This window comes from Pseudomonas sp. NPDC089408, from assembly GCF_044749445.1.
GTDB lineage: Bacteria > Pseudomonadota > Gammaproteobacteria > Pseudomonadales > Pseudomonadaceae > Aquipseudomonas.
In genome coordinates this window covers 1-20,955 of the sequence record NZ_JBIVHY010000013.1, presented here as the reverse complement: position 1 = coordinate 20,955, position 20,955 = coordinate 1, and the positions used below count along the sequence as shown (strand labels likewise).

The following is a 20,955-nucleotide window of genomic DNA, read 5'->3' as shown; positions in this document are numbered from 1 at the left end:
CGGGGTCTCCTAATGCTGCATAGCTTCTGCCCAGGCCCGATGCAAAGCAAGCGCCTGCTGCCATGACAGGCGCTCCTACAGGGGCTCCCACTTTCCTGACATATGCAACACCCCCCCATGCCCATCCAGCCGCAGCACCCCCGTAGGCCCCGCTTCACTGGCACTGAGCACCACCTCCGACGGCAACCTCACCGGCTTGCGAAAATCCACCTCAAAGGCATAACCACTGTGCGGCAGGTGCCCGCGCAACGCTGCCAGGGCCATGGCCTTGGTCCACATGCCATGGGCAATGGCCGTGGGGAAGCCAAACAACCGTGCGCTCATAGCGCTGAGGTGGATCGGGTTGTAGTCCCCGCACACCTTGGCATAACGCCGGCCGATGTCACTGTCGGCGTACCAGCGGGTGGCCTCTGGCAAGGTTTCAGGCTCATCGTCAGCACGCCCACCGGGCTCCCCATCCAGCTTCAGCCCACGTACCAGCATGCGGCTGGTTTCGCGCCAGAGCAGGCCGATACCGTCTTCGGCCTCGGTCACCAGGTCGAAGGTGCCCCCCTTGGCATGTGGCTGCAGGTTGTGTGCGTACACCGCCAAGCGCAGCCCTTCGACAGCGCCCAGCGGTCGCAGTACCTCGGTGCGGTTGTGCAGGTGCACCAGGCCCAGCAGCGGGAAGGGGAAGTCGTGCGCCGTCATCAACTGCAACTGCAGGGTGAACGCCATGGCATGGGGATAAGTACCCGGTAAGCGTCCATCATCAGGGAAGTGGCAGAGCTTGCGGTAGGCCGCCAGGTTATCCGGTTGAACCCGGATGAAGCAGCGCAGGCCTGCGTCCGGCAAGCGGTCACCGCTTATCTTGCGCTTGCTGGCCGCACGCAGGTACAGGCTGGCCCGGTCCGCCGGGCTGTGCAGGTCGTGCCATGGTCGACTCATGCTCAGGCCCCCATCAATGCCTGGCCGCAGACCCGCAGCACTTGGCCATTGACCGCCCCGGAGCCCGGTTGGCTGAGCCAGGCGATCGCTTCGGCGACATCTTGCGGGCGACCGCCCTGGCCCAGCGAGCTCAAGCGTCGGCCTGCCTCGCGCAGGCCCATGGGCATGGCTGCGGTCATGTGGGTTTCGATAAAGCCGGGTGCCACGGCATTGATGCTGCCACCGCGTTCGGCCAGGCGCGGCGCCCAAGCCTGCGCCAGGCCGATCAGCCCGGCCTTGCTTGCGGCATAGTTGGCCTGCCCGCGGTTACCGGCGATGCCGCTGACCGAAGCCAGCAGGGTGATGCGCGCGTTTTCGCCCAGTGCGCCGCCGTCATACAGCGCCTGGGTCAGCACCTGCGGCGCCTTGAGGTTCACCGCCAGCACCGCGTCCCAGTATTCCGGCGTCATGTTGGCCAGGGTCTTGTCTCGTGTGATGCCAGCGTTGTGCACGACGATGTCGATGCCGTCGGGCAGGGCAGCCAGCAATTGTGTGGCTGCGTCGCTGGCGCAGATATCCAGCGGCAGCGCTTTACCGCCTAGCCGGGCCGCGAGTGCGTCGAGGTCCTGGCTGGCCTGTGGCACGTCCAGCAGCAGCACATCGGCACCGTCACGTGCCAGCGTTTCCGCGATGGCTGCGCCGATACCGCGTGCAGCGCCGGTGACCAGGGCGCGGCGGCCACCCAGCGGGCGAGTCCAGTCTTCGACCTGGTTGGCGCATGCTTGCAGGCGCAGCACCTGGCCGGAGATAAACGCACTCTTGGGCGAGAGGAAGAAGCGCAAGGCACCTTCCAGTTGCTCTTCTGCGCCTTGGCCGACATACAGTAGCTGGGCAGTTGCGCCATTGCGCAGTTCCTTGGCCAGCGAGCGGCTGAAGCCCTCAAGGGCGCGCTGAGCAATGCTGGCCAGTGGGTTGTCGAGACTTTCCGGCGCACGGCCCAGCACCACGACATGGGCGCAAGGGGCAAGGCTGCGCAGCAGCGGCTGGAAAAATTCGCGCAACTGCTTCAAGGCATCGCTGTCGGAAAGATGACTGGCATCGAACACTGCTGCCTTGATCTTCGGCCCAAGGCCGGCCACCCAGGCTTCGGCCTGCAGGTTGTCGGTATTGAAACGGTAGACCTCGTCGGTCAGGCGCTGTGCGATGGCTTCTACCTGGCCCGCCAGTGGTCCGCCGCCCAGTACCAGTGCCCCTTCCACCGGGCGCAGGCGGCCTGCCTGCCAGCGCTCCAGCGGCGCCAGGTGTGGCAGGCCAAGGGCATCCACGAGGCGGCGGCCGAGGTTGGTGTTGGCAAAGCCGAGGTAGCGATCGCTCATGAGTGGGTCTCCGCAGAGGCAAGCTTGAAAGTGTGGACCAACTTTGTGGCAAGGTCGTTCGCCCTGGGTAAAAACACCTAGGCTGTACGGTTCAAATTGTTTCAGGAGGAACAAGCACATGCGTTCACTTCGCCGGGTTGCGATCCTGGGCGGCAACCGAATCCCTTTTGCCCGCGCCAATGGTGCCTACGCCACGGCCAGCAACCAGGCGATGCTGACCGTGACCCTTGAAGGGCTGATCGAGCGCTATCGCCTGCATGGGCTGCGCCTGGGCGAGGTGGTGGCGGGCGCAGTACTCAAGCATTCGCGTGACATGAACCTGACCCGTGAATGCGTGCTGGGTTCGCGCCTGGCGCCGCAGACCCCCGCCTACGACATCCAGCAGGCCTGCGGCACGGGCCTTGAGGCGGCGCTGCTGGTGGCCAACAAAATTGCCCTGGGGCAGATCGACAGTGGTATTGCCGGCGGTGTCGACACCACCTCCGACGCGCCGATTGCGGTCAACGAAGGCCTGCGTCACATCCTGCTGCAGGCCAATCGTGGCAAAAGCCTGGGTGAGCGGCTCAAGCCCTTCCTGCAACTGCGCCCGCACCATTTGAAACCCGAATTGCCCCGCAACGGTGAGCCGCGCACCGGGCTATCGATGGGCGAGCATTGCGAGCGCATGGCCCAGGCCTGGCACATAGGCCGCACCGAGCAGGATGAACTGGCGTTGCACAGCCACCAGAAGCTGGCTGCTGCGTATGCCGAGGGTTGGCAGGACGACCTGCTGACACCGTTCTTGTCGCTGACCCGCGACAACAACCTGCGCCCGGACCTGACCCTTGAACAGTTGGCCAAACTCAAGCCCGCTTTCGATAAAAGCGGCCTGGGTACGCTGACTGCAGGCAACTCTACGCCGCTGACCGATGGTGCTTCGCTGGTGCTGCTGGGCAGTGAGGAATGGGCGGCACAGCAAGGGTTGCCGGTGTTGGCCTATCTGGTCGATGGCGAAACGGCAGCGGTGGACTTCGTTTCTGGCCGCGAAGGGCTGTTGATGGCGCCGGTGTATGCCGTGCCGCGTTTGCTGGCGCGCAACGGCCTGACGTTGCAGGATTTTGACTACTACGAAATTCATGAAGCCTTCGCTGCCCAGGTGCTGTGCACGCTAAAGGCCTGGGAGGATGCTGATTACTGTCGGGAGAAATTGGGGCTGGACGCACCGCTTGGGGCGATTGACCGCAACAAGCTCAACGTCAAGGGCAGCTCGCTGGCGGCCGGGCACCCATTTGCAGCGACTGGGGGGCGGATACTGGCCAACCTGGCGAAGTTGCTGGCTACGGCGGGGAAGGGGCGGGGGCTGATTTCAGTCTGTGCGGCGGGCGGGCAGGGGGTCACTGTCATCGTTGAGCGTTGATTGCCTGTTAGATCTGTGTGGCCTTCTTCGCGGGTGAACCCGCTCCTACAGGGACTGCGCTGTCCTTGAGGTCGGCGCTTCACTTGTAGGAGCGGGTTTGCCCGCGAAGAAGGCCACACAGATCTCGCAGGCTTACCCCCAGCTGTTAGGCTTGTCTGCTCAGAACTACAAGAAACCGCCATGCCGATCATCGGACAGCCCCGTCCCATCCCTGAACTGGACCACCTGCCCAGGCCCCTGTATGCCCGCGCCGAAAGCCTCGGCGCCGGGTCTTGGACCACCCGCCACCAGCATGACTGGGTGCAGTTCTCCTACGCCATCAGCGGCGTACTCGGTGTGTACACCGACGAAGGCAGTTACTTCGCACCACCGCAGTGGGGGGTGTGGATCCCGGCTGATGCCGAACACGAAGTGGTCACTTCGATGCAGGCCGAGATGCGCAGCCTGTATGTGCGCCGTGACGCCTGCCCATGGGCCGCAGAGCAATGCCGGGTGTTGGAAGTGACCCCGCTGGCGCGTGAGTTGATCAAGCAGTTCTGCCTGTTTCCAGCTGACTACCCGGAGGGCGACAGCGCCGAGGCGCGCCTGGTGGCGGTGTTGCTCGATCAGTTGCGCACCTTGCCGGAGGTGGGCTTTTCGCTGCCGTTGCCCCGCCACCCAAGGTTGCTGGCGCTGTGCAATGGTTTGATCGCCGCACCGGACCAGCCGCAGACCTTGCAGCAATGGGCGCGGGAGCTGGGGTGTTCGGAAAAGACGCTGATGCGGCTGTTCCAGCGTGAAACGGGGTTGAGCTTTCGCAACTGGCGCCAGCGCATGCGGCTGTTGTCGTCGCTGGCGTTGCTGGAGGCGGGGGAGAATGTGACCGAAGCGGCGTTAGGGTGTGGGTATGACTCCACGTCGGCCTATATTGCGGCGTTCAAGCAGTTGTTTGGGGCGACGCCTGGGGAGTTGAAGCTTTAGGGATGGGTTGCCTGTGCCGGCCCCTTCGCGGCTAAAGCCGCTCCTACAAGGTAACGCGAACCCATGTAGGAGCGGCTTTAGCCGCGAAGAGGCCAGCGCAGGCCACACATCAGGTACGGAACCTGCGCACCAGCGCATCCAGCTCATTGGATAACCCCGCCAGGCTCTCCGAGTCCACGCGCGCCGCCTGGGCCAGTTCGGCCACCAGCTGCGCATCGCCGTGAATCTGGCTGATGTGGCGGTTGATGTCCTCGGCCACCTGGTGCTGCTCCTCCGCCGCCGTTGCAATCTGCGTGTTCATGTCGCGGATCACATCCACCGACTCACGGATCTGCCCGAAACTGTCGCGTGCCAGGCCGATGCGGCTCACCGACTGCTGCGAAACCTCCAGGCTGGCATGCATCTGCTCGGCCACTTCAGCGGTGCGGCTGGCCAGGTTGCCCAGCAACCCGTCGATTTCTGCAGTGGAGTCGGCAGTGCGCTTTGCCAGCGCCCGCACTTCATCAGCCACTACGGCAAAGCCACGGCCCTGTTCACCGGCGCGAGCCGCTTCGATGGCAGCGTTCAGTGCCAGCAGGTTGGTCTGCTCGGCAATCGAGCGGATAGTGCCGAGGATCGACTGGATGGCGTTGCTGTCGCGTTCCAGCTGCTGGATCGACTGCGCCGACTGCTCGATCTCATGGCTCAGGCGGTCGACACTGTGTACCGCGGCATCGATCTGCTGCTGGCCTTCGCGGGCCTGTTGCTGGCCGCTGTCGGCGGATTGCGCCGCCTGGCTGCAGGAACGGGCGACCTCGTTGGCGGTGGCAACCATTTCGTGGAAGGCGGTGGACACCATGTCCACGGCTTCGCGTTGACGGCCAGCGGCCTCGGCCATGTCGCTGGACACGCGGGTCGAGCTGGTCGAGGTGCTGAGGATCTTGCCGGCGGCCGCACCAATGTGCTGGATCAGGCTGCGAATGGCCCCAAGGAACTGGTTGAACCAGCTGGCCAGTTGCGCCGTTTCGTCACGGCCACGGATTTCCAGGTTGCGCGTCAGGTCGCCCTCACCCTGGGCAATGTCTTCCAGGCCATGGGTGACGCTGTTGATCGGGCGCACGATCAGCTTGGCGAATGCCGCACCGACCACGGCGAACAGCGCCGCCAGGACCACAGCGATGATGCCGATCAGCCAGGTCAGCCGGGTGGTGGTCTGCATCACTTCGCTTTGTTCGATCAGGCCGATCAGGGTCCAGCCCAGCTGTTCATCGGGGTAGATGTTGGCCATGTAGCGCACGCCATCCAGTTCCACCTCGACGAGCCCCTTACCCTGCTTTGCCAGTTCGGCATAACCGTCGCCAAAGCTGGCGAGCTGTTTGAAGTTATGCTTGGCGTCTCGTGGGTCAACCAGCACATTGCCGTTTTTTTCCACCAGCAGCACGTAGCCGCTCTCACCCAGTTTGATCTGCTGAACGATCTCGGTGAGGCCTTTGAGCGAGACGTCGACGTTGACTACGCCGCCGGGGTTGCCCAGCTGGTTGGCGACGGTACGCACAGTGCTGACCAGCACGGCGTCATCGGCAGCCCAGTAGTACGCGCCGGTACGCAAGGTCTTGCCAGGGTTGGCCATGGCCAGTTGGTACCAGGGGCGGGTGCGTGGGTCGTAACTGACAAATTTCTGCCCGGCGGGCCAGCCGACGTAACCGCCGTCGCTCACCCCGTAGGACAGGTAGGCGTAGCTGGGATGCGAAGTGGCCAGCCGGGTCATGAACTCCAACAGCTTGCTGGCATGGTCACCCAGCCGGTAATCCGGCGTAGCACTCATGTATTTGTTCAGCTCGCCGCCGGTAGCCGCCACCAGCGGCTGTGCTGCCATGTACTCGACGTTCTGGTTGATACCCTGGAAGAAGATGTTCATCGCGTTGCTCACCTGGCGGATTTCCCGGCTGCTGCCGTCAAGGAATCCATCGCGGGCTTCGCCGCGCAGGTTGACCACTACCAGCGTGGCGACAAGGACGATGGGCAAGCCGGCGATGACCGCGAATGCCCAGGTCAGTTTCTGTTTGATGTTCATCGACGCTCCCGGAATTTTTTATTTGTAGACACACGAGGCAGGTAGCTTTTGTGTCGGCAGCTTCCGGGTTTTATGTAGGAAAACGCCCTTATTTGTTGGAGAAAGTCGCAGCTAGTGACTAATCGGTCGCGTTTGGTCGTATATGGCATACCAAAACACGGCGAACGCTTCAATGGCAGCAATTGCGCGCAGCGCCGTTGGCCAGGTCCTTCAGTATCGGGCAGTCGGGGCGGTCGTCGCCTTGGCAATGTGAAACCAGCTCGCTCAAGGTATCGCGCAGGCTCACCAACTCTTCGATGCGCCGGTTCAGCTCATCGACGTGCTGCATGGCCAGCGCCTTCACGTCGGCGCTGGCGCGCTGGCGGTCCTGCCACAGGGTCAGCAGCTTGCCGACCTCTTCAAGGGAAAAGCCCAGGTCGCGAGAGCGCTTGATGAACGCCAGGCTGTGCAAGTCTTCGTCACGGTACAGGCGGTAGCCGCTGTCGCTGCGCGTGGCCGGCTTGAGCAGGCCGATGGATTCGTAGTAACGGATCATCTTGGTACTGAGCCCGCTGCGGCGGGCGGCCTGGCCGATGTTCATGGCGTCTCCTGGGTATTGCGGGTGGGCTTCCACGTCTTCAGCCACAGCGCATTGCTGACCACGCTGACGCTGGACAAGGCCATGGCGGCGCCAGCCAGTACCGGGTTGAGGTAGCCCAGCGCAGCCAGCGGGATACCGATCAGGTTGTAGATGAATGCCCAGAACAGGTTCTGGCGGATTTTAGCGTAGGTCTTGCGGCTGATTTCCAGCGCGGCAGGCACCAGGCGCGGGTCGCCCCGCATCAGGGTGATACCGGCCGCCTGCATGGCCACGTCGGTGCCGCCACCCATGGCAATGCCGATGTCGGCGGCAGCCAGTGCTGGTGCATCGTTGATGCCGTCGCCGACCATGGCGACCACGCCGTTCTGCTTGAGTGCTGCCACTGTCGCGGCCTTGTCGGCGGGTAGCACTTCGGCATACACATCGTCGATGCCCAGGGCATCGGCCACCACCTTGGCACTGCCGCGGTTGTCGCCGGTTAGCAGATGGCTGCTGATGTGTTGCGCATGCAAGGTATCGATGGCCTGAGCGGCGCCGGGCTTGAGGCTGTCACCAAAGGCGAACAGGCCCAGCACCCGGGGTTGTCTGCCGCGTTCGATCAGCCACGACAGGGTACGCCCCTCGGCTTCCCAGGCCTGGGCCTTGGCGGCCAGGTCGCCCGGAAGCAGCCCGCTTTCGTCGAGCAGGCGGCGGTTGCCCAGCGCCAGCTCGCGGCCTTCGACGCGCCCGGCTATGCCGCGCCCGGTCAGCGAATGGCTGTCGGTAACATCAGGCACGTCCAGCCCTTGCTCGGCACAGGCATCCAGTACGGCCTTGGCCAGTGGGTGTTCACTGCCACGCTGCAGGGCACCCGCCAGGCGGTGCAGGTCGGCGCTGTTGCCATCCTGAGCCTGGCTGTGGACCACCCGTGGGCTGCCGGAAGTGAGGGTGCCGGTCTTGTCGAACACCACGCGGTTGACGGCATGGGCACGCTCCAGCGCTTCGGCGTCCTTGATCAGAATGCCGTGGCGGGCAGCGACGCCGGTGCCGGCCATGATCGCCGCAGGCGTCGCCAGGCCGAGGGCACAAGGGCAGGCGATGACCAGCACGGCGACGGCGTTGATCAGTGCGGTTTCCAGCGGCGCGCCGGCCAGCCACCAGCCAACCAGGGTAATCAGTGCCAGTACCAACACGGCCGGCACGAACACCTGGCTGACCCGGTCGACCAGCTTCTGGATCGGCGCCTTGGCGGCCTGGGCATCTTCGACCAGGCGGATGATGCGTGCCAGCACGGTCTCGGTGCCCAGCGCTTCGGTGCGAACCAACAACCGGCCTTCGCCATTGATGGCGCCACCGGTGACGCTGTCGCCGGGTTGCTTGGGCACCGGCAGGCTCTCGCCGCTGATCAGGGCCTCATCGGCATGGCTGCTGCCGTCCTCGACCACCCCATCGACCGGGAAGCGCTCGCCGGGTTTGACCAGCACCAGGTCACCGAGGCGCAGCTGGGTGATGGCCACGTCTTCTTCCTGGCCGTCGACCACGCGTACGGCGCGCTCCGGGCGCAGGGCCTCAAGGGCGCGAATGGCACTGGCGGTCTGGCGTTTGGCGCGGCTTTCCAGGTACTTGCCCAGCAGCACCAGGGCAATCACCACGGCCGAGGCTTCGAAATACAAATGCGGGGCCATGCCGGCGGGGGCCTGTGCCCATTGATACAGGCTCAGGCCATAGCCGGCACTGGTGCCCAGGGCCACCAGCAGGTCCATGTTGCCGGCACCAGCGCGCACGGCTTTCCAGGCAGCGACATAGAAGCGTGCGCCGAGAATGAATTGCACGGGCGTAGCCAGCAGGAATTGCGCCCAGGCGGGTAGCATCCAGTGCAGGCCGAAGGGCTGCACCAGCATCGGCAGCACCAGCGGCAGCGCCAGCAGCAACGCGGCACCGACGGCCAGGCGCTCATTGCGCAAGCGGCGCTGGGCAGCACCTTGGTCGTCTTTGTCGGCTTGCGGCAGGCTGGCGTTGTAGCCGGCTTTATGTACCGTTTCGATCAGCAGGTTGTCGTCGAGGGCCGCGAGCACCTCAAGGTGCGCACGCTCGCTGGCCAGGTTGACGCTAACCTGCTCGACCCCAGGCAACTTGCCGAGGGCGCGCTCTACACGGCCCGCGCAACTGGCGCAGGTCATGCCGCCGACCTGCAGTTCGACGGTGCGGGTAGGCACGCCGTAACCGGCTTCGCGTACGGCGTCGACCAAGGCCGGCAGGCTGTTGGCCGGGGCCTGGACCCGGGCTTTTTCAGTGGTAAGGTTGACGCTGACCTGTTCAGCGCCGGTGACCTTGCGCAGGGCGCGCTCGACCCGGCCAGCACAGCTGGCGCAGGTCATGCCGGAGATCGGCAGGTCGTAGGTGGTGGATGCGGGCATGGCTCTCCTCCTTGGACAGGGCCCCAGCATCAAGCTTGCCACGCAGGGAAGGTCAATAGCCCAGATCGGCGCGCTTCAACTCCAGCCCATATTGCCCCATGGCGATGCGGTATTTGTTGATCTGGCCCGCCTGCAGGTTCAAACGCGTGCTGCGTTGGTCCTCGATACCCGCAGCGCAACCTGGCATTTGCCCAGGCAGCAGGCGCAGGCGTACATCCACCGGGCCAGGCGGCAGGTTGAACGAGGTGGACTGTTCCTGGAACACGCGCCCGGAAAGCTGGTCGTTGAGGTACACGCCGATTTCGCAGCTGGTGGCCACCTCCAGGCGCTCCCGGGAAATGATCAGTACGCTGTAGGCCGAGTTGCCCTCGGCGCTGGCCGGTGGCACTGCAGCCAGTGCGCTCAATAGCCCGACGACGCCCAATGCTGCCCTGAACATGATGAATCTCCTGCTTGCCTGACATCCAAAGGCGCAGCTTGGCCGACGCGGGCGCGGATTTCCACCCCGGGTGTTGCAGGAGGGCTTGACCTTGCCCTGATGGCAAGCTTGAGACTCGTGGAAAACCTGAAGGAGACAACCCCATGCAAGTGTTCAACGTACAAGGCATGACCTGTGGCCATTGCGTGAAAGCCGTGACCCGCGCAGTGCAGGAGCAGGATGCAGCGGCCAAGGTCGAGATCGATCTGGCGGCGAAGCAGGTGCGGGTGCAGAGTGAATTGGCGCAGGAGCAGATTCTGACGGCTATCCGTGATGAAGGTTATCAGGCTGAGGTGGCTTGACCTGACCCTGCGCTGATCTGAAGGAGCGGCCTTGTGTCGCGATGGGCCGCAACGCGGCCCTCTGCAATACATGCGCAACCCTAAGAATATGGGGCCGCGTTGCGGCCCATCGCGACACAAGGCCGCTCCTACAGGGACCGCGCCAGCTGTTGGGATTGTTGCAAATGTTTTCACATCGATAGGGTCCACAGCAGGTAGTATTGCACACTTGCTTAGCCTGCTATGGATTCCTGATGAACCTGCGAATGGTACTCATCCTGGGCGCACTCAGTGCGTTCGGGCCCTTGGCGATCGACTTTTACCTGCCTGCCTTCCCGGCCATGGCGCAGGCGTTCGCCACCGATGAAAAACACGTTCAGGCCACATTGGCCGCCTACTTCCTCGGCCTGTCCATCGGCCAGCTGGCCTATGGGCCGGTGGCTGACCGCTTTGGTCGGCGTATACCGCTGATGTTCGGCGTGACCCTGTTTACCTTGGCCTCCCTGGCCTGCGCCTATGCCCCCAATCTCGATACGCTGGTGCTGGCGCGTTTCGTCCAGGCGCTGGGTGGCTGTGCCGGTATGGTGCTGTCGCGGGCGATCGTGAGCGACAAGTGCGACCCGGTGGCCTCGGCCAAGGTGTTTTCGCAACTGATGCTGGTCATGGGCCTGGCACCGATTCTGGCCCCGATGCTGGGCGGCGTGCTGGTGAACGTGGCCGGCTGGCAGTCAATTTTCCTTGCCTTGAGCCTGTTCAGCGCCGGCTGCCTGCTGGCGGTCAGCCTGGGCCTGCCGGAAAGCCTGCCTGAGCACATGCCGCGTCAGCCGCTGTCCGGCGCCTTGCGCCAATACCTGCGCCTGCTGGCTGACCGGGTATTCCTTGGCCATGCCTTGACCGGTGGTATCGCCATTGCCGGCATGTTCGCCTATATCGCCGGCTCGCCCTTCGTGTTCATCAAGCTCTATGACGTGCCGGCCGAGCACTATGGCTGGCTGTTTGGCACCAACGCGGCGGGGTTTATCCTGGTGGCACAGGTAAATGCCCGCTTGCTGGCCAAGCGCGGGCCGGCTTTCCTGCTGGCGCGTGCAGTGTGGCTGTACCTGGTGGCCGGCCTGGTGCTGCTGGCTGTGGCGGCGCTGAAACCAGCGCAATTGTGGCCGCTGCTGGTGCCACTGTTCATCTGCATCGCCAGCCTTGGCTGCATCATCCCCAATGCCTCGGCCTGCGCCATGAGCGGGCAGGGGGCGCGGGCTGGCAGTGCCTCGGCACTGATGGGCTGCGTACAGTTCAGCGTTGCCGCAGGTGCGGCGGCCTTGGTCGGGCTGCTGCACGATGGCAGTGCGGTACCCATGGCGCTGGTGATCAGCCTGTGCGGGGCACTGGTGGTCAGTGTCGCGCTGTTGACCCGACGCTTGCAGGCCAAGGCTCCCGCGTGAGCGGGTGAGGTGCCTGCAGGCGGGTTTCCAGCGTGGCGACAAAGGCGCGTGCCTCGGCCTCGCTGCGGAAACTGACCACGTGTTGATCGAGCTGGACCTGCCAGGGGCAGGCGGGGTTTCGGCTCGACGCACTGACGATAATTTTCATCGCGGCATACCTCCAGAAGGGGGGAGCGGCTCAAGTGTAGCGCTGGTCTTCCTGGTTGCCATGCCCCACGTCGGCGTTCTGACTGACGGTTGACGTAACCTGTTTCAGCGCTTTTCCTGCTTGCGGTGCAATGCCGCTAAGCACGCAGAACCTTCGCTTTGATTTGCGCTACTTCAGGAAAGTGCTTGTCGGCCACATCTGAAGTTGCAGCAGGTTTTTTTCCTGACGAATTCCCTGTGCCCCTGCCCGGGTATGCCACAGCGCTTGCTGGCTGGGTTTTGGGCGGGCGGCAAGCACTGTTTCTGCACATGCCATGGGTAGGCATACCCAGTGGCTTTTCGGCCAGGGCGTAGCAGTGCGGCGCTGCCTGAATGGGCTTTTTTGCGGCTTATACTGCCCACCCAGGCCAGTGCCAGCGAGAGGCGTTTCCCTGCCAGGGTTGGCCATCGCATCCACTCAGTGAACTTGCAGGGAGTTACAGGGACATGAACGCAGCCAGCAGTATCAGCCAGATCGCCAGCCTGATGGCCGACCCCAAGCGCAGTGCCATGTTGTGGGCATTGATCGATGGCACGCCGCGGCTGGCCAATGAGCTCGCGATAATGACCGGCCTGACGTCGTCGTCGGCCTGTGCGCACTTGTCGTTGCTGTCATCGGCCGGCCTGCTCCGGCACGAAGCACGTGGCCGCAAACGTTACTTCCGCCTAGCCACCCCGCAGGTCGGTGCGGCAGTCGAGGCCCTGGCCAGCGTGCAACTGGAAAGTGCCAGGGGCGAGCAGGCCAAGGCGCCGGTATCACCGCTGCCCATGTCGATGCGCCGGGCGCGTCGCTGTGGCGATCATCTGGGCGGGGAACTGGCCAGTGAGTTGTACCACCGCATGGTGGTGGCCGGCTGGCTGGAAGGCAGTGGCCGCCAGTTGATGGTCAGTGATGAGGGGCGGGCGCAGTTGGCCCTGGTGGGTGTTTACATCGACGCGTTGGCGCCACACCAGCAACGCGGTTGCGTGATCTGCCGCTGCACCGAGTGGAATGACCAGGCGCCGCATTTGGGAGGGGTGTTGGGCCAGGCCCTGTTCAGGCTGTTCCTGCAGTCTGGCTGGATGCGTGAGGCCGAGGACACACGGGCATTGCATATCTCGGCGCTGGGCATCCAGCAGATCAATCGCATAGCCCGCGTGGCGACGTTGCAGGTCGGTTGAACGCAACGTCGCTGCATCAATCAGACCAGCCGCGCGTCCAGGCTGTTCTGCGCCAGGCGGCGGGCCTGGTCTTCGGTCATGCCCAGGTGGGTGTGCAGGGCGTGGAAGTTTTCTGTGACATAGCCGCCGAAGTAGGCCGGGTCGTCCGAGTTGACTGTAACCTTCACGCCACGCTCTAGCATGTCGAGGATGTTGTGCTGGCTCATGTGGTCGAACACGCAGAGTTTGGTGTTGGACAGCGGGCACACGGTCAGCGGGATTTGCTCGTCGATGATGCGCTGCATCAGGCGCTCGTCCTCGATGGCGCGTACGCCGTGGTCGATGCGTTTGATCTGCAGCAGGTCGAGGGCTTCCCAGATGTATTCGGGCGGGCCTTCTTCGCCAGCGTGGGCAACGGCGACGAAGCCTTCGCTGCGGGCGCGGTCGAACACGCGCTGGAACTTGCTGGGTGGGTGGCCCATTTCCGAGCTGTCCAGGCCTACGGCAATGAATGCATCGCGGAACGGCAACGCCTGGTCGAGCGTCTTGTGCGCTTCATCTTCGCTGAGGTGGCGCAGGAAACTGAGGATCAGGCCACTGCTGATGCCCAGTTGCTCGCGGCCATCCTTCAGTGCCTGGTTGATGCCGTTGAGCACCACCTCGAATGGGATCCCGCGGTCGGTGTGGGTCTGCGGGTCGAAGAACGGTTCGGTATGAATCACGTTCTGTGCCTTGCAGCGCTGCAGGTAAGCCCAGGTCAGGTCGTAGAAGTCCTGCTCGGTGCGCAGCACGTCGGCGCCCTGGTAATACAGGTCGAGAAATTCCTGCAGGTTGTTGAAGGCGTAGGCACCGCGCAAGGCTTCTACATCGGCCCAGGGCAGGGCGATCTTGTTGCGCTCGGCCAGGGCGAACAGCAGCTCGGGCTCCAGCGAGCCTTCAAGGTGCAGGTGCAGTTCGGCCTTGGGCAGGGCGTTCAACCAGTCATACATAGGGGGTTATCTCAATCAGGTACGGTTGCCGCCATTCTACAGGGGCTGGCCGGGCATTGCGCCCGACCAGGCTGCGACCGGGTGAATCACCAGACCAAGGGTTCGCCCTTGTAGTTGATGAAGCGCAGGCCGCCGTTGCCGCTTTGTGCATTGATCTGGTCGAGCATGCCGCGGGTGCTGGTGTGCACGTCGATCTCGGCGTTTTCGCCACCCATGTCGGTTTTCACCCAACCCGGGTGCATGGCCAGCACGCACAGGTCGGGGCGCTGCTGCTCGACCACAAAGCTGTTGATCATCGAGTTCAACGCCGCCTTGCTGGCTTTGTACAGGCAGATCTCGCCGCCGTCGGGGATGGTCACGCTGCCCAGGATCGAACTCATGAAGGCCAGCACGCCGCTGCCCTCGCGTACCTGGCCAACCAAGCGGCGGGCCACACGAATAGGTGCCACGGCATTGGTCATGAACAGGTCGCCGATGTCTGTGTTCTGTACGGTTTCCAGATCTTGCGGCAGTGGGCCCATAACGCCTGCGTTAACGAACACCAAGTCGAAAACCTGGCCTTGCAGGCGTTGCTTGAGGCCATCGAGCTGGGCGGTGTCGTTCATTTCCAGTTGTTCAATACGCACGCCTGCCACATCCGCCAGGGCGCCAGGCTGCTGCGGGTTGCGCACGGTGGCGGTGATGTTCCAGCCGTCTTCGTGCAGGCGCTGTACCAGGCCCAGGCCAAGCCCGCGTGAGGCGCCGATGATGAGTGCGGTTTTTGAGTTAGCCATAGCAACATTCCTTTATCGATTCAGGAAAAAGGAATTGAGCATAGTGCAATCGGGGGCCGCTTTGCGGCCCATCGCGACACAAGGCCGCTCCTACAGAAGTACGCGATCCCATGTAGGAGCGGCCTTGTGTCGCGATGGGCTGCAAAGCAGCCCCAGCGATTTCAAGCCTTGCCCACTGTTTGGCTAAAAAACGATCAGCAGTGCCGCGCCCTTGTCCGCCCGGGCGATTCGTCTGTTAGCGCACGGGTTATCCACAGGCTGGTCCACAGTTATTGTGTGCAAGCCCTGGCGGGGCCGGCAGACTCGTCTGGCCTCGTGCTGGGGATAACTCTCCACCTTTCAGCAGTTTGCAGCTGTCATCAAACAGTGATCAAAAAATGATCAAAGCTCTGCGGGCCTTGAAACCATTGGCCTACAAGCAAGTGCCCCAAGCTTATCCACAGCCAGGCCCACAGTTGTTGTGGGCAATGTTCAGCGTGCTTCCAGCAAAATGCGCCCACGGCTCAGGTCGGCCAGTTGTTGCTGCAATGGCGCCAGGTGAGCCTCACCCAAGGCAATCAGCAGGTCTACGCCGTTGGCTGTGAATTGTTCATCCAGCACCAGGCCATCAACCTCGGCCAAGCGCAGTTTCACCAGCGCCAACTCGCTGAAGCTGCAGCTGCAGGAAAATTCACTTCGCTGCACCAATAGCCGCTTGGGCGCCTGTTGCAGGCATTTGTTGGCGCCGCCACCGTAAGCCCTGGCCAGGCCGCCGGTACCGAGCTGGATGCCGCCGTACCAACGGATCACCAGCACCACCACCTGGTCGCAGTCCTGCGCTTCGATGGCCGCCAGGATCGGCCGCCCGGCAGTGCCACCAGGCTCGCCGTCGTCGCTGCTGCGGTACTGCGCGCCGAGCTTCCAGGCCCAGCAGTTGTGGGTAGCGGCCAGGTCGCTGTGGCGTTCGATGAAACTCATCGCTTCGGCGGGGCTGCTGATGGGCCCGGCCAAGGTGATGAAGCGACTCTTTCGGATTTCTTCGCGGTATTCGCACAGGTCGAGCAAGGTAGAAGGCATAAATGACCGTCAGGCAGCCGGCTTGATGCCGCAGCCCTTCAGAATGATGTGGATAAGGTTGTTGCTCGCGTCTTCCATGTCCTGCTTGGTCAGGCGGCTGCGGCCGGTAACCTGGCAGATCTGGGTGGCGAAGTCGGCATAGTGTTGGGTGCTGCCCCACAACAGGAAAATCAGGTGGACCGGGTCGACCCGGTCCATCTTGCCGGCCTCCATCCAGGCCTCGAACACCGCCGCTCGGCCGCGGAACCATTCGCGGTAGTCGGCACTGAAGTATTCGGTTAGGCAGGTACCGCCGCTGATCACTTCCATGGCGAAAATCCGCGAGGCTTGCGGGTTGCGCCGCGAGAACTCCATCTTGGTGCGGATGTACTGGCTTAGCGCTTCACCGGGGTCGTCCTCGACACTCAGAGCGTTGAAGGTGCTGTCCCACAACTCGATGATGTTGCTGAGCACGGCAATGTACAAGCCCAGCTTGTTGGTGAAGTAGTAATGCAGGTTGGCCTTGGGCAACCCCGCCTTGAGGGCGATGGTGTTCATGCTGGTGCCCTTGAAGCCATGGCGGGCGAACTCGTCTTCGGCGGCCTGGATAATGGCCTGCTCGTTTTTCTGGCGGATGCGGCCCGCGGGCTTGCCCGAGGCAGAGAGGCGGTGCGCAGGGACTTCTAGGGTCATGGACGATTCCGTACGGGTCAGTGGCTGCGGCTGTCGGACAAGATTACCTGCCTGTGCCCAAGTGACAAGCATTTGCGGCAGAGACTGGCATCAACGTGTCGCAGCCAGGCTTTCGAGGAAGCTTTCCAGCACCAGGTTGGGCCGCCGGCCTTTGCGCGTTACCCAGCTCAGGCTCAGGTCATAAAAGCGTTCCCGTGGCTTGAGTGCGCGCAAGCGGCCCTGTTGTACCCAAAAGGTAGCGTAATGGTCGGGCAGGTAGCCGATGTAGCGCCCGGTAAGGATAAGGAAGGCCATGCCCTCGCGGTCCGAAGCACTGGCCGTGCAGTTCAGCGCCTGGTAATGCGCCTGGATTTCCGCTGGCAGGCGGAAGGTGGGGGTGATGGCTTCCTGGCTGTTGAGGCGGTCTTCGTCGATCTGCTGGTCATCGGCGTAGAACAGCGGGTGGCCAACCGCGCAGTACAGCAATGAGCGCTCGCTGTACAAAGGCTGGTACTCCAGGCCCGACAGCGGGCTGGTCTGCGGTACCACGCCAACGTGCAGGCTGCCGTCGAGCACGCCATGTTCAACCTGGCTGGGGGCGATCATGCGGATCTGGATGCGCACATCGGGGCCGCGGTCCTTGAGCTCGGCCAAGGCGTGGGTGATGCGCATGTGCGGCAGGGTCACCAGGTTATCGGTCAGGCCAATGTTCAGCTCGCCACGCAAATGCTGGTGCAGCCCGTTGACCTCGGTGCGGAAGCTTTCCAGCGCGCTAAGCAGTTGCAGCGCCGAATGGTAGACCTCGCGGCCTTCTTCGGTCAGCGAAAAGCCGGCTCGGCCACGCTGGCACAGGCGCAGGCCCAAGCGTTGCTCAAGGTCGTTCATCTGCTGGCTGATGGCCGAACGGCCAATGCCCAGCACGTTCTCAGCGGCTGAGAAACCACCACACTCGACCACGCTGCGGTAGATTTTCAGCAGGCGGATGTCGAAATCGCTGACTTGGGCAAGTGGATCGGGGCGTCGGCTCATTAGTTTAGTCAGGGCCTGTCTGAAGATTAGAAATGTAGGCTTTTTCAGACTTTATCCGCGTGCCAATTTAGCTGCAACAACATCCATCGTTGCCTAATCGTCTTTCGAGGAACCGCCGATGAACATGCCCGAAACCGCTACCGCCGGTATCGCCAGCCAGCTCAAGCTGGATGCCCACTGGATGCCCTACACCGCCAACCGTAACTTCCAGCGCGACCCGCGCCTGATCGTGGCGGCCGAAAGCAACTACCTGGTCGATGACCAAGGGCGCAAGATCTTCGATGCCCTGTCCGGCCTGTGGACCTGCGGCGCCGGGCACACCCGCAAGGAAATCACCGACGCGGTGACCCGCCAACTGGCTACCCTGGACTACTCCCCGGCGTTCCAGTTCGGCCACCCGCTGTCGTTCCAGCTGGCAGAAAAGATTGCCGATCTGGTGCCAGGCAACCTGAACCACGTCTTCTATACCAACTCCGGTTCCGAGTGCGCCGACACCGCGCTGAAGATGGTGCGTGCCTACTGGCGCCTGAAAGGCCAGGCCACCAAGACCAAGATCATCGGCCGTGCCCGTGGTTACCACGGTGTGAACATTGCCGGTACCAGCCTGGGTGGGGTCAACGGCAACCGCAAGATGTTCGGCCAGCTGCTCGATGTCGACCACCTGCCTCATACCGTGCTGCCGGTGAACGCGTTCTCCAAGGGCATGCCGGAAGAGGGCGGTATTGCCCTGGCTGATGAGATGCTCAAGCTGATCGAGCTGCACGACGCTTCCAACATTGCTGCGGTGATTGTCGAGCCGCTGGCAGGTTCTGCCGGTGTACTGCCGCCGCCGAAGGGCTACCTGAAGCGCCTGCGTGAAATCTGCACCCAGCACAATATCCTGCTGATTTTCGACGAAGTGATCACCGGCTTCGGCCGCATGGGCGCAATGACCGGCTCGGAAGCCTTCGGCGTCACCCCGGACCTGATGTGCATCGCCAAGCAGGTGACCAACGGCGCCATCCCGATGGGCGCAGTGATCGCCAGCAGCGAGATCTACCAGACCTTCATGAACCAGCCGACCCCGGATTACGCCGTCGAATTCCCCCACGGCTACACCTACTCGGCCCACCCGGTCGCCTGTGCCGCCGGTATCGCCGCACTGGACCTGCTGCAGAAGGAAAACCTGGTGCAGTCCGCCGCCGAGCTGGCGCCACACTTCGAGCATTTGCTGCACGGCGTGAAGGGCACCAAGAACATCGTCGACATCCGTAACTACGGCCTGGCCGGTGCCATCCAGATCGCCGCCCGTGACGGTGATGCCATCGTCCGCCCGTACGAAGCGGCGATGAAACTGTGGAAGGCGGGCTTCTATGTCCGCTTCGGTGGCGACACCCTGCAGTTCGGCCCAACCTTCAACACCACGCCGCAGGAACTGGACCGCCTGTTCGATGCCGTCGGCGAAACCCTGAACCTGATCGACTGATCTTTCCGATTTTGATGCCCGGCGCGTGATCACCTCGTGCGTCGGCCTCTACCTTCTTTATCTGGAGTTTTGCATGAGCATTGTTCAGCACCTGATTCACGGCGAACTGGTTACCAAGGGTGAGCGCACCGCCGATGTCTTCAACCCGTCCACCGGCCAGGCGGTACGCAAGGTCGAGCTGGCCAGCCGCGCGACCGTGCAGGCAGCGATCGACTCCGCCAAGGCTGCCTTCCCGGCCTGGCGCAATACCCCACCGGCCAAGCGCGCCCAGGTGATGTTCCGCTTCAAGCAACTGCTGGAGCAGAATGAAGCCAAGATCTCGCAGATGATCAGCGAAGAGCACGGCAAGACCCTGGAAGACGCCGCTGGCGAATTGAAGCGTGGCATCGAGAACGTCGAGTTTGCCTGCGCCGCGCCTGAAGTGTTGAAAGGTGAGTACAGCCGCAACGTCGGCCCGAACATCGATGCCTGGTCCGACTTCCAGCCGCTGGGCGTGGTTGCAGGTATCACCCCGTTCAACTTCCCGGCCATGGTGCCGCTGTGGATGTACCCGCTGGCCATTGCCTGCGGCAACGCCTTCATCCTCAAGCCATCCGAGCGTGACCCAAGCTCGACCTTGTACATTGCCCAGCTGCTGCTGGAAGCCGGCCTGCCAAAGGGCATCCTCAACGTGGTGCACGGCGACAAGGAAGCGGTGGATGCGCTGATCGAAGCGCCGGAAGTGAAAGCACTGAGCTTCGTGGGTTCGACCCCGATCGCCGAGTACATCTATGCCGAAGGTACCAAGCGCGGCAAGCGCGTGCAGGCCCTGGGTGGTGCGAAGAACCATGCGGTACTGATGCCGGACGCCGACCTGGACAACGCCGTCAGCGCACTGATGGGCGCGGCTTATGGTTCGTGCGGTGAGCGTTGCATGGCCATTTCGGTGGCGGTGTGCGTAGGTGACCAGGTAGCAGATGCGCTGATTGCCAAGCTGGAACCGCAGATCAAGGCGTTGAAGATTGGTGCTGGCACCTCGTGCGGCCTGGACATGGGCCCACTGGTAACTGCCGCTGCGCGTGACAAGGTCGTGGGTTATATCGATGACGGTATTGCTGCAGGCGCCAAGCTGGTGGTCGATGGCCGCGGTTTCCGTGTGGCCGGTAATGAAGATGGCTACTTTGTCGGTGGCACCCTGTTCGACAAGGTGACCCCGGAAATGCGCATCTATAAAGAAGAGATCTTTGGCCCGGTGTTGTGCGTGGTGCGGGTGAACAGCCTGGAGCAGGCCATGCAGCTGATCAATGATCACGAGTATGGCAACGGCACTTGCATCTTTACCCGTGACGGTGAGGCGGCGCGCCTGTTCTGCGATGAGATCGAAGTGGGCATGGTGGGTGTGAACGTACCGCTGCCGGTGCCGGTGGCTTACCACAGCTTCGGCGGCTGGAAGCGTTCGCTGTTTGGTGACCTGCATGCTTATGGGCCGGATGGGGTGCGCTTCTATACCCGTCGCAAGGCGATTACCCAGCGCTGGCCGCAGCGGGCCAGTCATGAGGCTTCGCAGTTTGCGTTTCCTAGCCTTTAATAAGGCCTGAGGGTGAAGCGGGGAGGCCGGGAGGTCTCCCCGTTTTGTTTTTGGGGTTTGGGTTTGGTTGTTGCGGGTGCTGTGGTGTGGGGGGGCGGTGTGCCTGTCTATAAATAGCGTTGGGTTTGAGAGGTGTCCGCCACAACACATTCAGCGCCTATGAGATCGAGCGCCGCCCGCGCGGCGCTTCGCGGCTAAAGCCGCTCCTACGTTTGTTTCGGGCCAGTCCATCCTGTG

At 63.1% G+C, this 20,955-nt stretch carries 19 protein-coding genes and 1 pseudogene; 7 read left to right on the top strand and 13 right to left on the bottom strand.

Annotated elements, in window-relative coordinates:
- Window positions 1–75: 75 nt before the first annotated feature.
- Together ACIP02_RS19640 and ACIP02_RS19635 are read right to left on the bottom strand one after the other, a co-directional pair.
- A complete protein-coding gene (locus ACIP02_RS19640; RefSeq protein WP_400619453.1) occupies window positions 76–927 on the bottom strand; it encodes a MaoC family dehydratase in 852 nt (283 codons plus the stop codon).
- A 2-nt stretch (window positions 928–929) separates the two neighbouring features.
- A complete protein-coding gene (locus ACIP02_RS19635; protein WP_400619450.1) occupies window positions 930–2,282 on the bottom strand; it encodes a 3-oxoacyl-ACP reductase in 1,353 nt (450 codons plus the stop codon).
- A 118-nt stretch (window positions 2,283–2,400) separates the two neighbouring features.
- Here ACIP02_RS19635 and ACIP02_RS19630 point away from each other — a divergent pair, with 118 nt between their 5' ends.
- Both ACIP02_RS19630 and ACIP02_RS19625 read left to right on the top strand, forming a co-directional pair.
- On the top strand, window positions 2,401–3,678 hold the full coding sequence (locus ACIP02_RS19630; protein ID WP_400619447.1) for an acetyl-CoA C-acetyltransferase: 1,278 nt from the start codon (window positions 2,401–2,403) through the stop codon (window positions 3,676–3,678).
- Between the two features lie 180 nt (window positions 3,679–3,858).
- A complete protein-coding gene (locus ACIP02_RS19625; RefSeq protein WP_400619444.1) occupies window positions 3,859–4,638 on the top strand; it encodes an AraC family transcriptional regulator in 780 nt (259 codons plus the stop codon).
- A gap of 109 nt (window positions 4,639–4,747) precedes the next feature.
- Here ACIP02_RS19625 and ACIP02_RS19620 read toward each other — a convergent pair whose 3' ends face one another.
- From ACIP02_RS19620 to ACIP02_RS19600, 5 genes and pseudogenes are all read right to left on the bottom strand, one after another.
- A complete protein-coding gene (locus tag ACIP02_RS19620; RefSeq protein ID WP_400619738.1) occupies window positions 4,748–5,476 on the bottom strand; it encodes a methyl-accepting chemotaxis protein in 729 nt (242 codons plus the stop codon).
- 129 nt (window positions 5,477–5,605) lie between these two features.
- Window positions 5,606–6,493: pseudogene (locus ACIP02_RS19615) on the bottom strand (sensor histidine kinase); the annotation flags it as partial.
- Between the two features lie 367 nt (window positions 6,494–6,860).
- Window positions 6,861–7,271 (bottom strand): Cu(I)-responsive transcriptional regulator, encoded by a 411-nt coding sequence (gene cueR / locus ACIP02_RS19610; RefSeq protein ID WP_400619441.1) that lies wholly within the window; start codon window positions 7,269–7,271, stop codon window positions 6,861–6,863.
- Window positions 7,268–9,667, bottom strand: a complete 2,400-nt coding sequence (locus tag ACIP02_RS19605; RefSeq protein WP_400619438.1) for a heavy metal translocating P-type ATPase — start codon at window positions 9,665–9,667, stop codon at window positions 7,268–7,270. Before ACIP02_RS19605 ends, cueR begins: the two co-directional genes overlap by 4 nt.
- A gap of 52 nt (window positions 9,668–9,719) precedes the next feature.
- Window positions 9,720–10,106 (bottom strand): hypothetical protein, encoded by a 387-nt coding sequence (locus ACIP02_RS19600; protein WP_400619436.1) that lies wholly within the window; start codon window positions 10,104–10,106, stop codon window positions 9,720–9,722.
- 143 nt (window positions 10,107–10,249) lie between these two features.
- On the opposite strand from ACIP02_RS19600, the gene ACIP02_RS19595 reads away from it, so the two are divergent.
- Both ACIP02_RS19595 and ACIP02_RS19590 read left to right on the top strand, forming a co-directional pair.
- Window positions 10,250–10,447: a heavy-metal-associated domain-containing protein gene (locus tag ACIP02_RS19595; protein WP_198751471.1), complete on the top strand. Its 198-nt coding sequence runs from the start codon at window positions 10,250–10,252 to the stop codon at window positions 10,445–10,447.
- A gap of 233 nt (window positions 10,448–10,680) precedes the next feature.
- Window positions 10,681–11,862, top strand: a complete 1,182-nt coding sequence (locus ACIP02_RS19590; protein ID WP_400619433.1) for a multidrug effflux MFS transporter — start codon at window positions 10,681–10,683, stop codon at window positions 11,860–11,862.
- Here the strand turns inward: ACIP02_RS19590 and ACIP02_RS19585 are convergent.
- Window positions 11,813–12,010 carry a hypothetical protein gene (locus tag ACIP02_RS19585; RefSeq protein ID WP_400619431.1) on the bottom strand — a complete coding sequence of 66 codons (198 nt, stop codon included), beginning with the start codon at window positions 12,008–12,010 and terminating at the stop codon, window positions 11,813–11,815. The two genes, ACIP02_RS19590 and ACIP02_RS19585, sit on opposite strands and share 50 nt — an antisense overlap.
- A gap of 485 nt (window positions 12,011–12,495) precedes the next feature.
- Between ACIP02_RS19585 and ACIP02_RS19580 the strand changes: the two genes are divergently transcribed.
- Window positions 12,496–13,209, top strand: coding sequence for a transcriptional regulator (locus ACIP02_RS19580; RefSeq protein ID WP_400619428.1), 714 nt, complete (start codon window positions 12,496–12,498; stop codon window positions 13,207–13,209).
- Window positions 13,210–13,229: 20 nt separating this feature from the next.
- On the opposite strand, the gene ACIP02_RS19575 is transcribed toward ACIP02_RS19580, so the two are convergent.
- The 5 genes from ACIP02_RS19575 to ACIP02_RS19555 all read right to left on the bottom strand — a co-directional run bounded on the left by ACIP02_RS19575 (window position 13,230) and on the right by ACIP02_RS19555 (window position 17,686).
- Entirely contained in the window at window positions 13,230–14,177 is a 948-nt protein-coding gene (locus ACIP02_RS19575; protein WP_400619425.1) for an adenosine deaminase, read from the bottom strand.
- 86 nt (window positions 14,178–14,263) lie between these two features.
- On the bottom strand, window positions 14,264–14,950 hold the full coding sequence (locus ACIP02_RS19570) for an SDR family oxidoreductase (protein WP_400619422.1): 687 nt from the start codon (window positions 14,948–14,950) through the stop codon (window positions 14,264–14,266).
- A gap of 471 nt (window positions 14,951–15,421) precedes the next feature.
- The gene (locus ACIP02_RS19565) at window positions 15,422–16,006 is read right to left on the bottom strand and encodes an IMPACT family protein (protein WP_400619419.1); all 585 of its coding nucleotides are present in this window, start codon (window positions 16,004–16,006) and stop codon (window positions 15,422–15,424) included.
- A gap of 9 nt (window positions 16,007–16,015) precedes the next feature.
- Entirely contained in the window at window positions 16,016–16,678 is a 663-nt protein-coding gene (locus ACIP02_RS19560; protein WP_400619416.1) for a TetR/AcrR family transcriptional regulator, read from the bottom strand.
- 90 nt (window positions 16,679–16,768) lie between these two features.
- A complete protein-coding gene (locus ACIP02_RS19555; protein ID WP_400619413.1) occupies window positions 16,769–17,686 on the bottom strand; it encodes a LysR family transcriptional regulator in 918 nt (305 codons plus the stop codon).
- A 118-nt stretch (window positions 17,687–17,804) separates the two neighbouring features.
- On the opposite strand from ACIP02_RS19555, the gene ACIP02_RS19550 reads away from it, so the two are divergent.
- Both ACIP02_RS19550 and ACIP02_RS19545 read left to right on the top strand, forming a co-directional pair.
- Window positions 17,805–19,151, top strand: a complete 1,347-nt coding sequence (locus ACIP02_RS19550) for an aspartate aminotransferase family protein (protein ID WP_400619410.1) — start codon at window positions 17,805–17,807, stop codon at window positions 19,149–19,151.
- Between the two features lie 73 nt (window positions 19,152–19,224).
- Window positions 19,225–20,718 carry a CoA-acylating methylmalonate-semialdehyde dehydrogenase gene (locus ACIP02_RS19545; protein WP_400619408.1) on the top strand — a complete coding sequence of 498 codons (1,494 nt, stop codon included), beginning with the start codon at window positions 19,225–19,227 and terminating at the stop codon, window positions 20,716–20,718.
- The last annotated feature ends 237 nt before the right edge of the window (window positions 20,719–20,955 follow it).

Bases quoted from the DNA above. Each gene is read 5' to 3' on its own strand.
- ACIP02_RS19575 (WP_400619425.1), bottom strand. From the start codon at position 14,177: ATGTATGACTGGTTGAACGCCCTGCCCAAGGCCGAACTGCACCTGCAC.
- ACIP02_RS19595 (WP_198751471.1), top strand. From the start codon at position 10,250: ATGCAAGTGTTCAACGTACAAGGCATGACCTGTGGCCATTGCGTGAAA.
- cueR (WP_400619441.1), bottom strand. From the start codon at position 7,271: ATGAACATCGGCCAGGCCGCCCGCCGCAGCGGGCTCAGTACCAAGATG.
- ACIP02_RS19570 (WP_400619422.1), bottom strand. From the start codon at position 14,950: ATGGCTAACTCAAAAACCGCACTCATCATCGGCGCCTCACGCGGGCTT.
- ACIP02_RS19625 (WP_400619444.1), top strand. From the start codon at position 3,859: ATGCCGATCATCGGACAGCCCCGTCCCATCCCTGAACTGGACCACCTG.
- ACIP02_RS19600 (WP_400619436.1), bottom strand. From the start codon at position 10,106: ATGTTCAGGGCAGCATTGGGCGTCGTCGGGCTATTGAGCGCACTGGCT.
- ACIP02_RS19605 (WP_400619438.1), bottom strand. From the start codon at position 9,667: ATGCCCGCATCCACCACCTACGACCTGCCGATCTCCGGCATGACCTGC.
- ACIP02_RS19555 (WP_400619413.1), bottom strand. From the start codon at position 17,686: ATGAGCCGACGCCCCGATCCACTTGCCCAAGTCAGCGATTTCGACATC.
- ACIP02_RS19550 (WP_400619410.1), top strand. From the start codon at position 17,805: ATGAACATGCCCGAAACCGCTACCGCCGGTATCGCCAGCCAGCTCAAG.
- ACIP02_RS19560 (WP_400619416.1), bottom strand. From the start codon at position 16,678: ATGACCCTAGAAGTCCCTGCGCACCGCCTCTCTGCCTCGGGCAAGCCC.
- ACIP02_RS19620 (WP_400619738.1), bottom strand. From the start codon at position 5,476: ATGGTGTCCACCGCCTTCCACGAAATGGTTGCCACCGCCAACGAGGTC.
- ACIP02_RS19565 (WP_400619419.1), bottom strand. From the start codon at position 16,006: ATGCCTTCTACCTTGCTCGACCTGTGCGAATACCGCGAAGAAATCCGA.
- ACIP02_RS19545 (WP_400619408.1), top strand. From the start codon at position 19,225: ATGAGCATTGTTCAGCACCTGATTCACGGCGAACTGGTTACCAAGGGT.
- ACIP02_RS19640 (WP_400619453.1), bottom strand. From the start codon at position 927: ATGAGTCGACCATGGCACGACCTGCACAGCCCGGCGGACCGGGCCAGC.
- ACIP02_RS19590 (WP_400619433.1), top strand. From the start codon at position 10,681: ATGAACCTGCGAATGGTACTCATCCTGGGCGCACTCAGTGCGTTCGGG.
- ACIP02_RS19630 (WP_400619447.1), top strand. From the start codon at position 2,401: ATGCGTTCACTTCGCCGGGTTGCGATCCTGGGCGGCAACCGAATCCCT.
- ACIP02_RS19580 (WP_400619428.1), top strand. From the start codon at position 12,496: ATGAACGCAGCCAGCAGTATCAGCCAGATCGCCAGCCTGATGGCCGAC.
- ACIP02_RS19635 (WP_400619450.1), bottom strand. From the start codon at position 2,282: ATGAGCGATCGCTACCTCGGCTTTGCCAACACCAACCTCGGCCGCCGC.
- ACIP02_RS19585 (WP_400619431.1), bottom strand. From the start codon at position 12,010: ATGAAAATTATCGTCAGTGCGTCGAGCCGAAACCCCGCCTGCCCCTGG.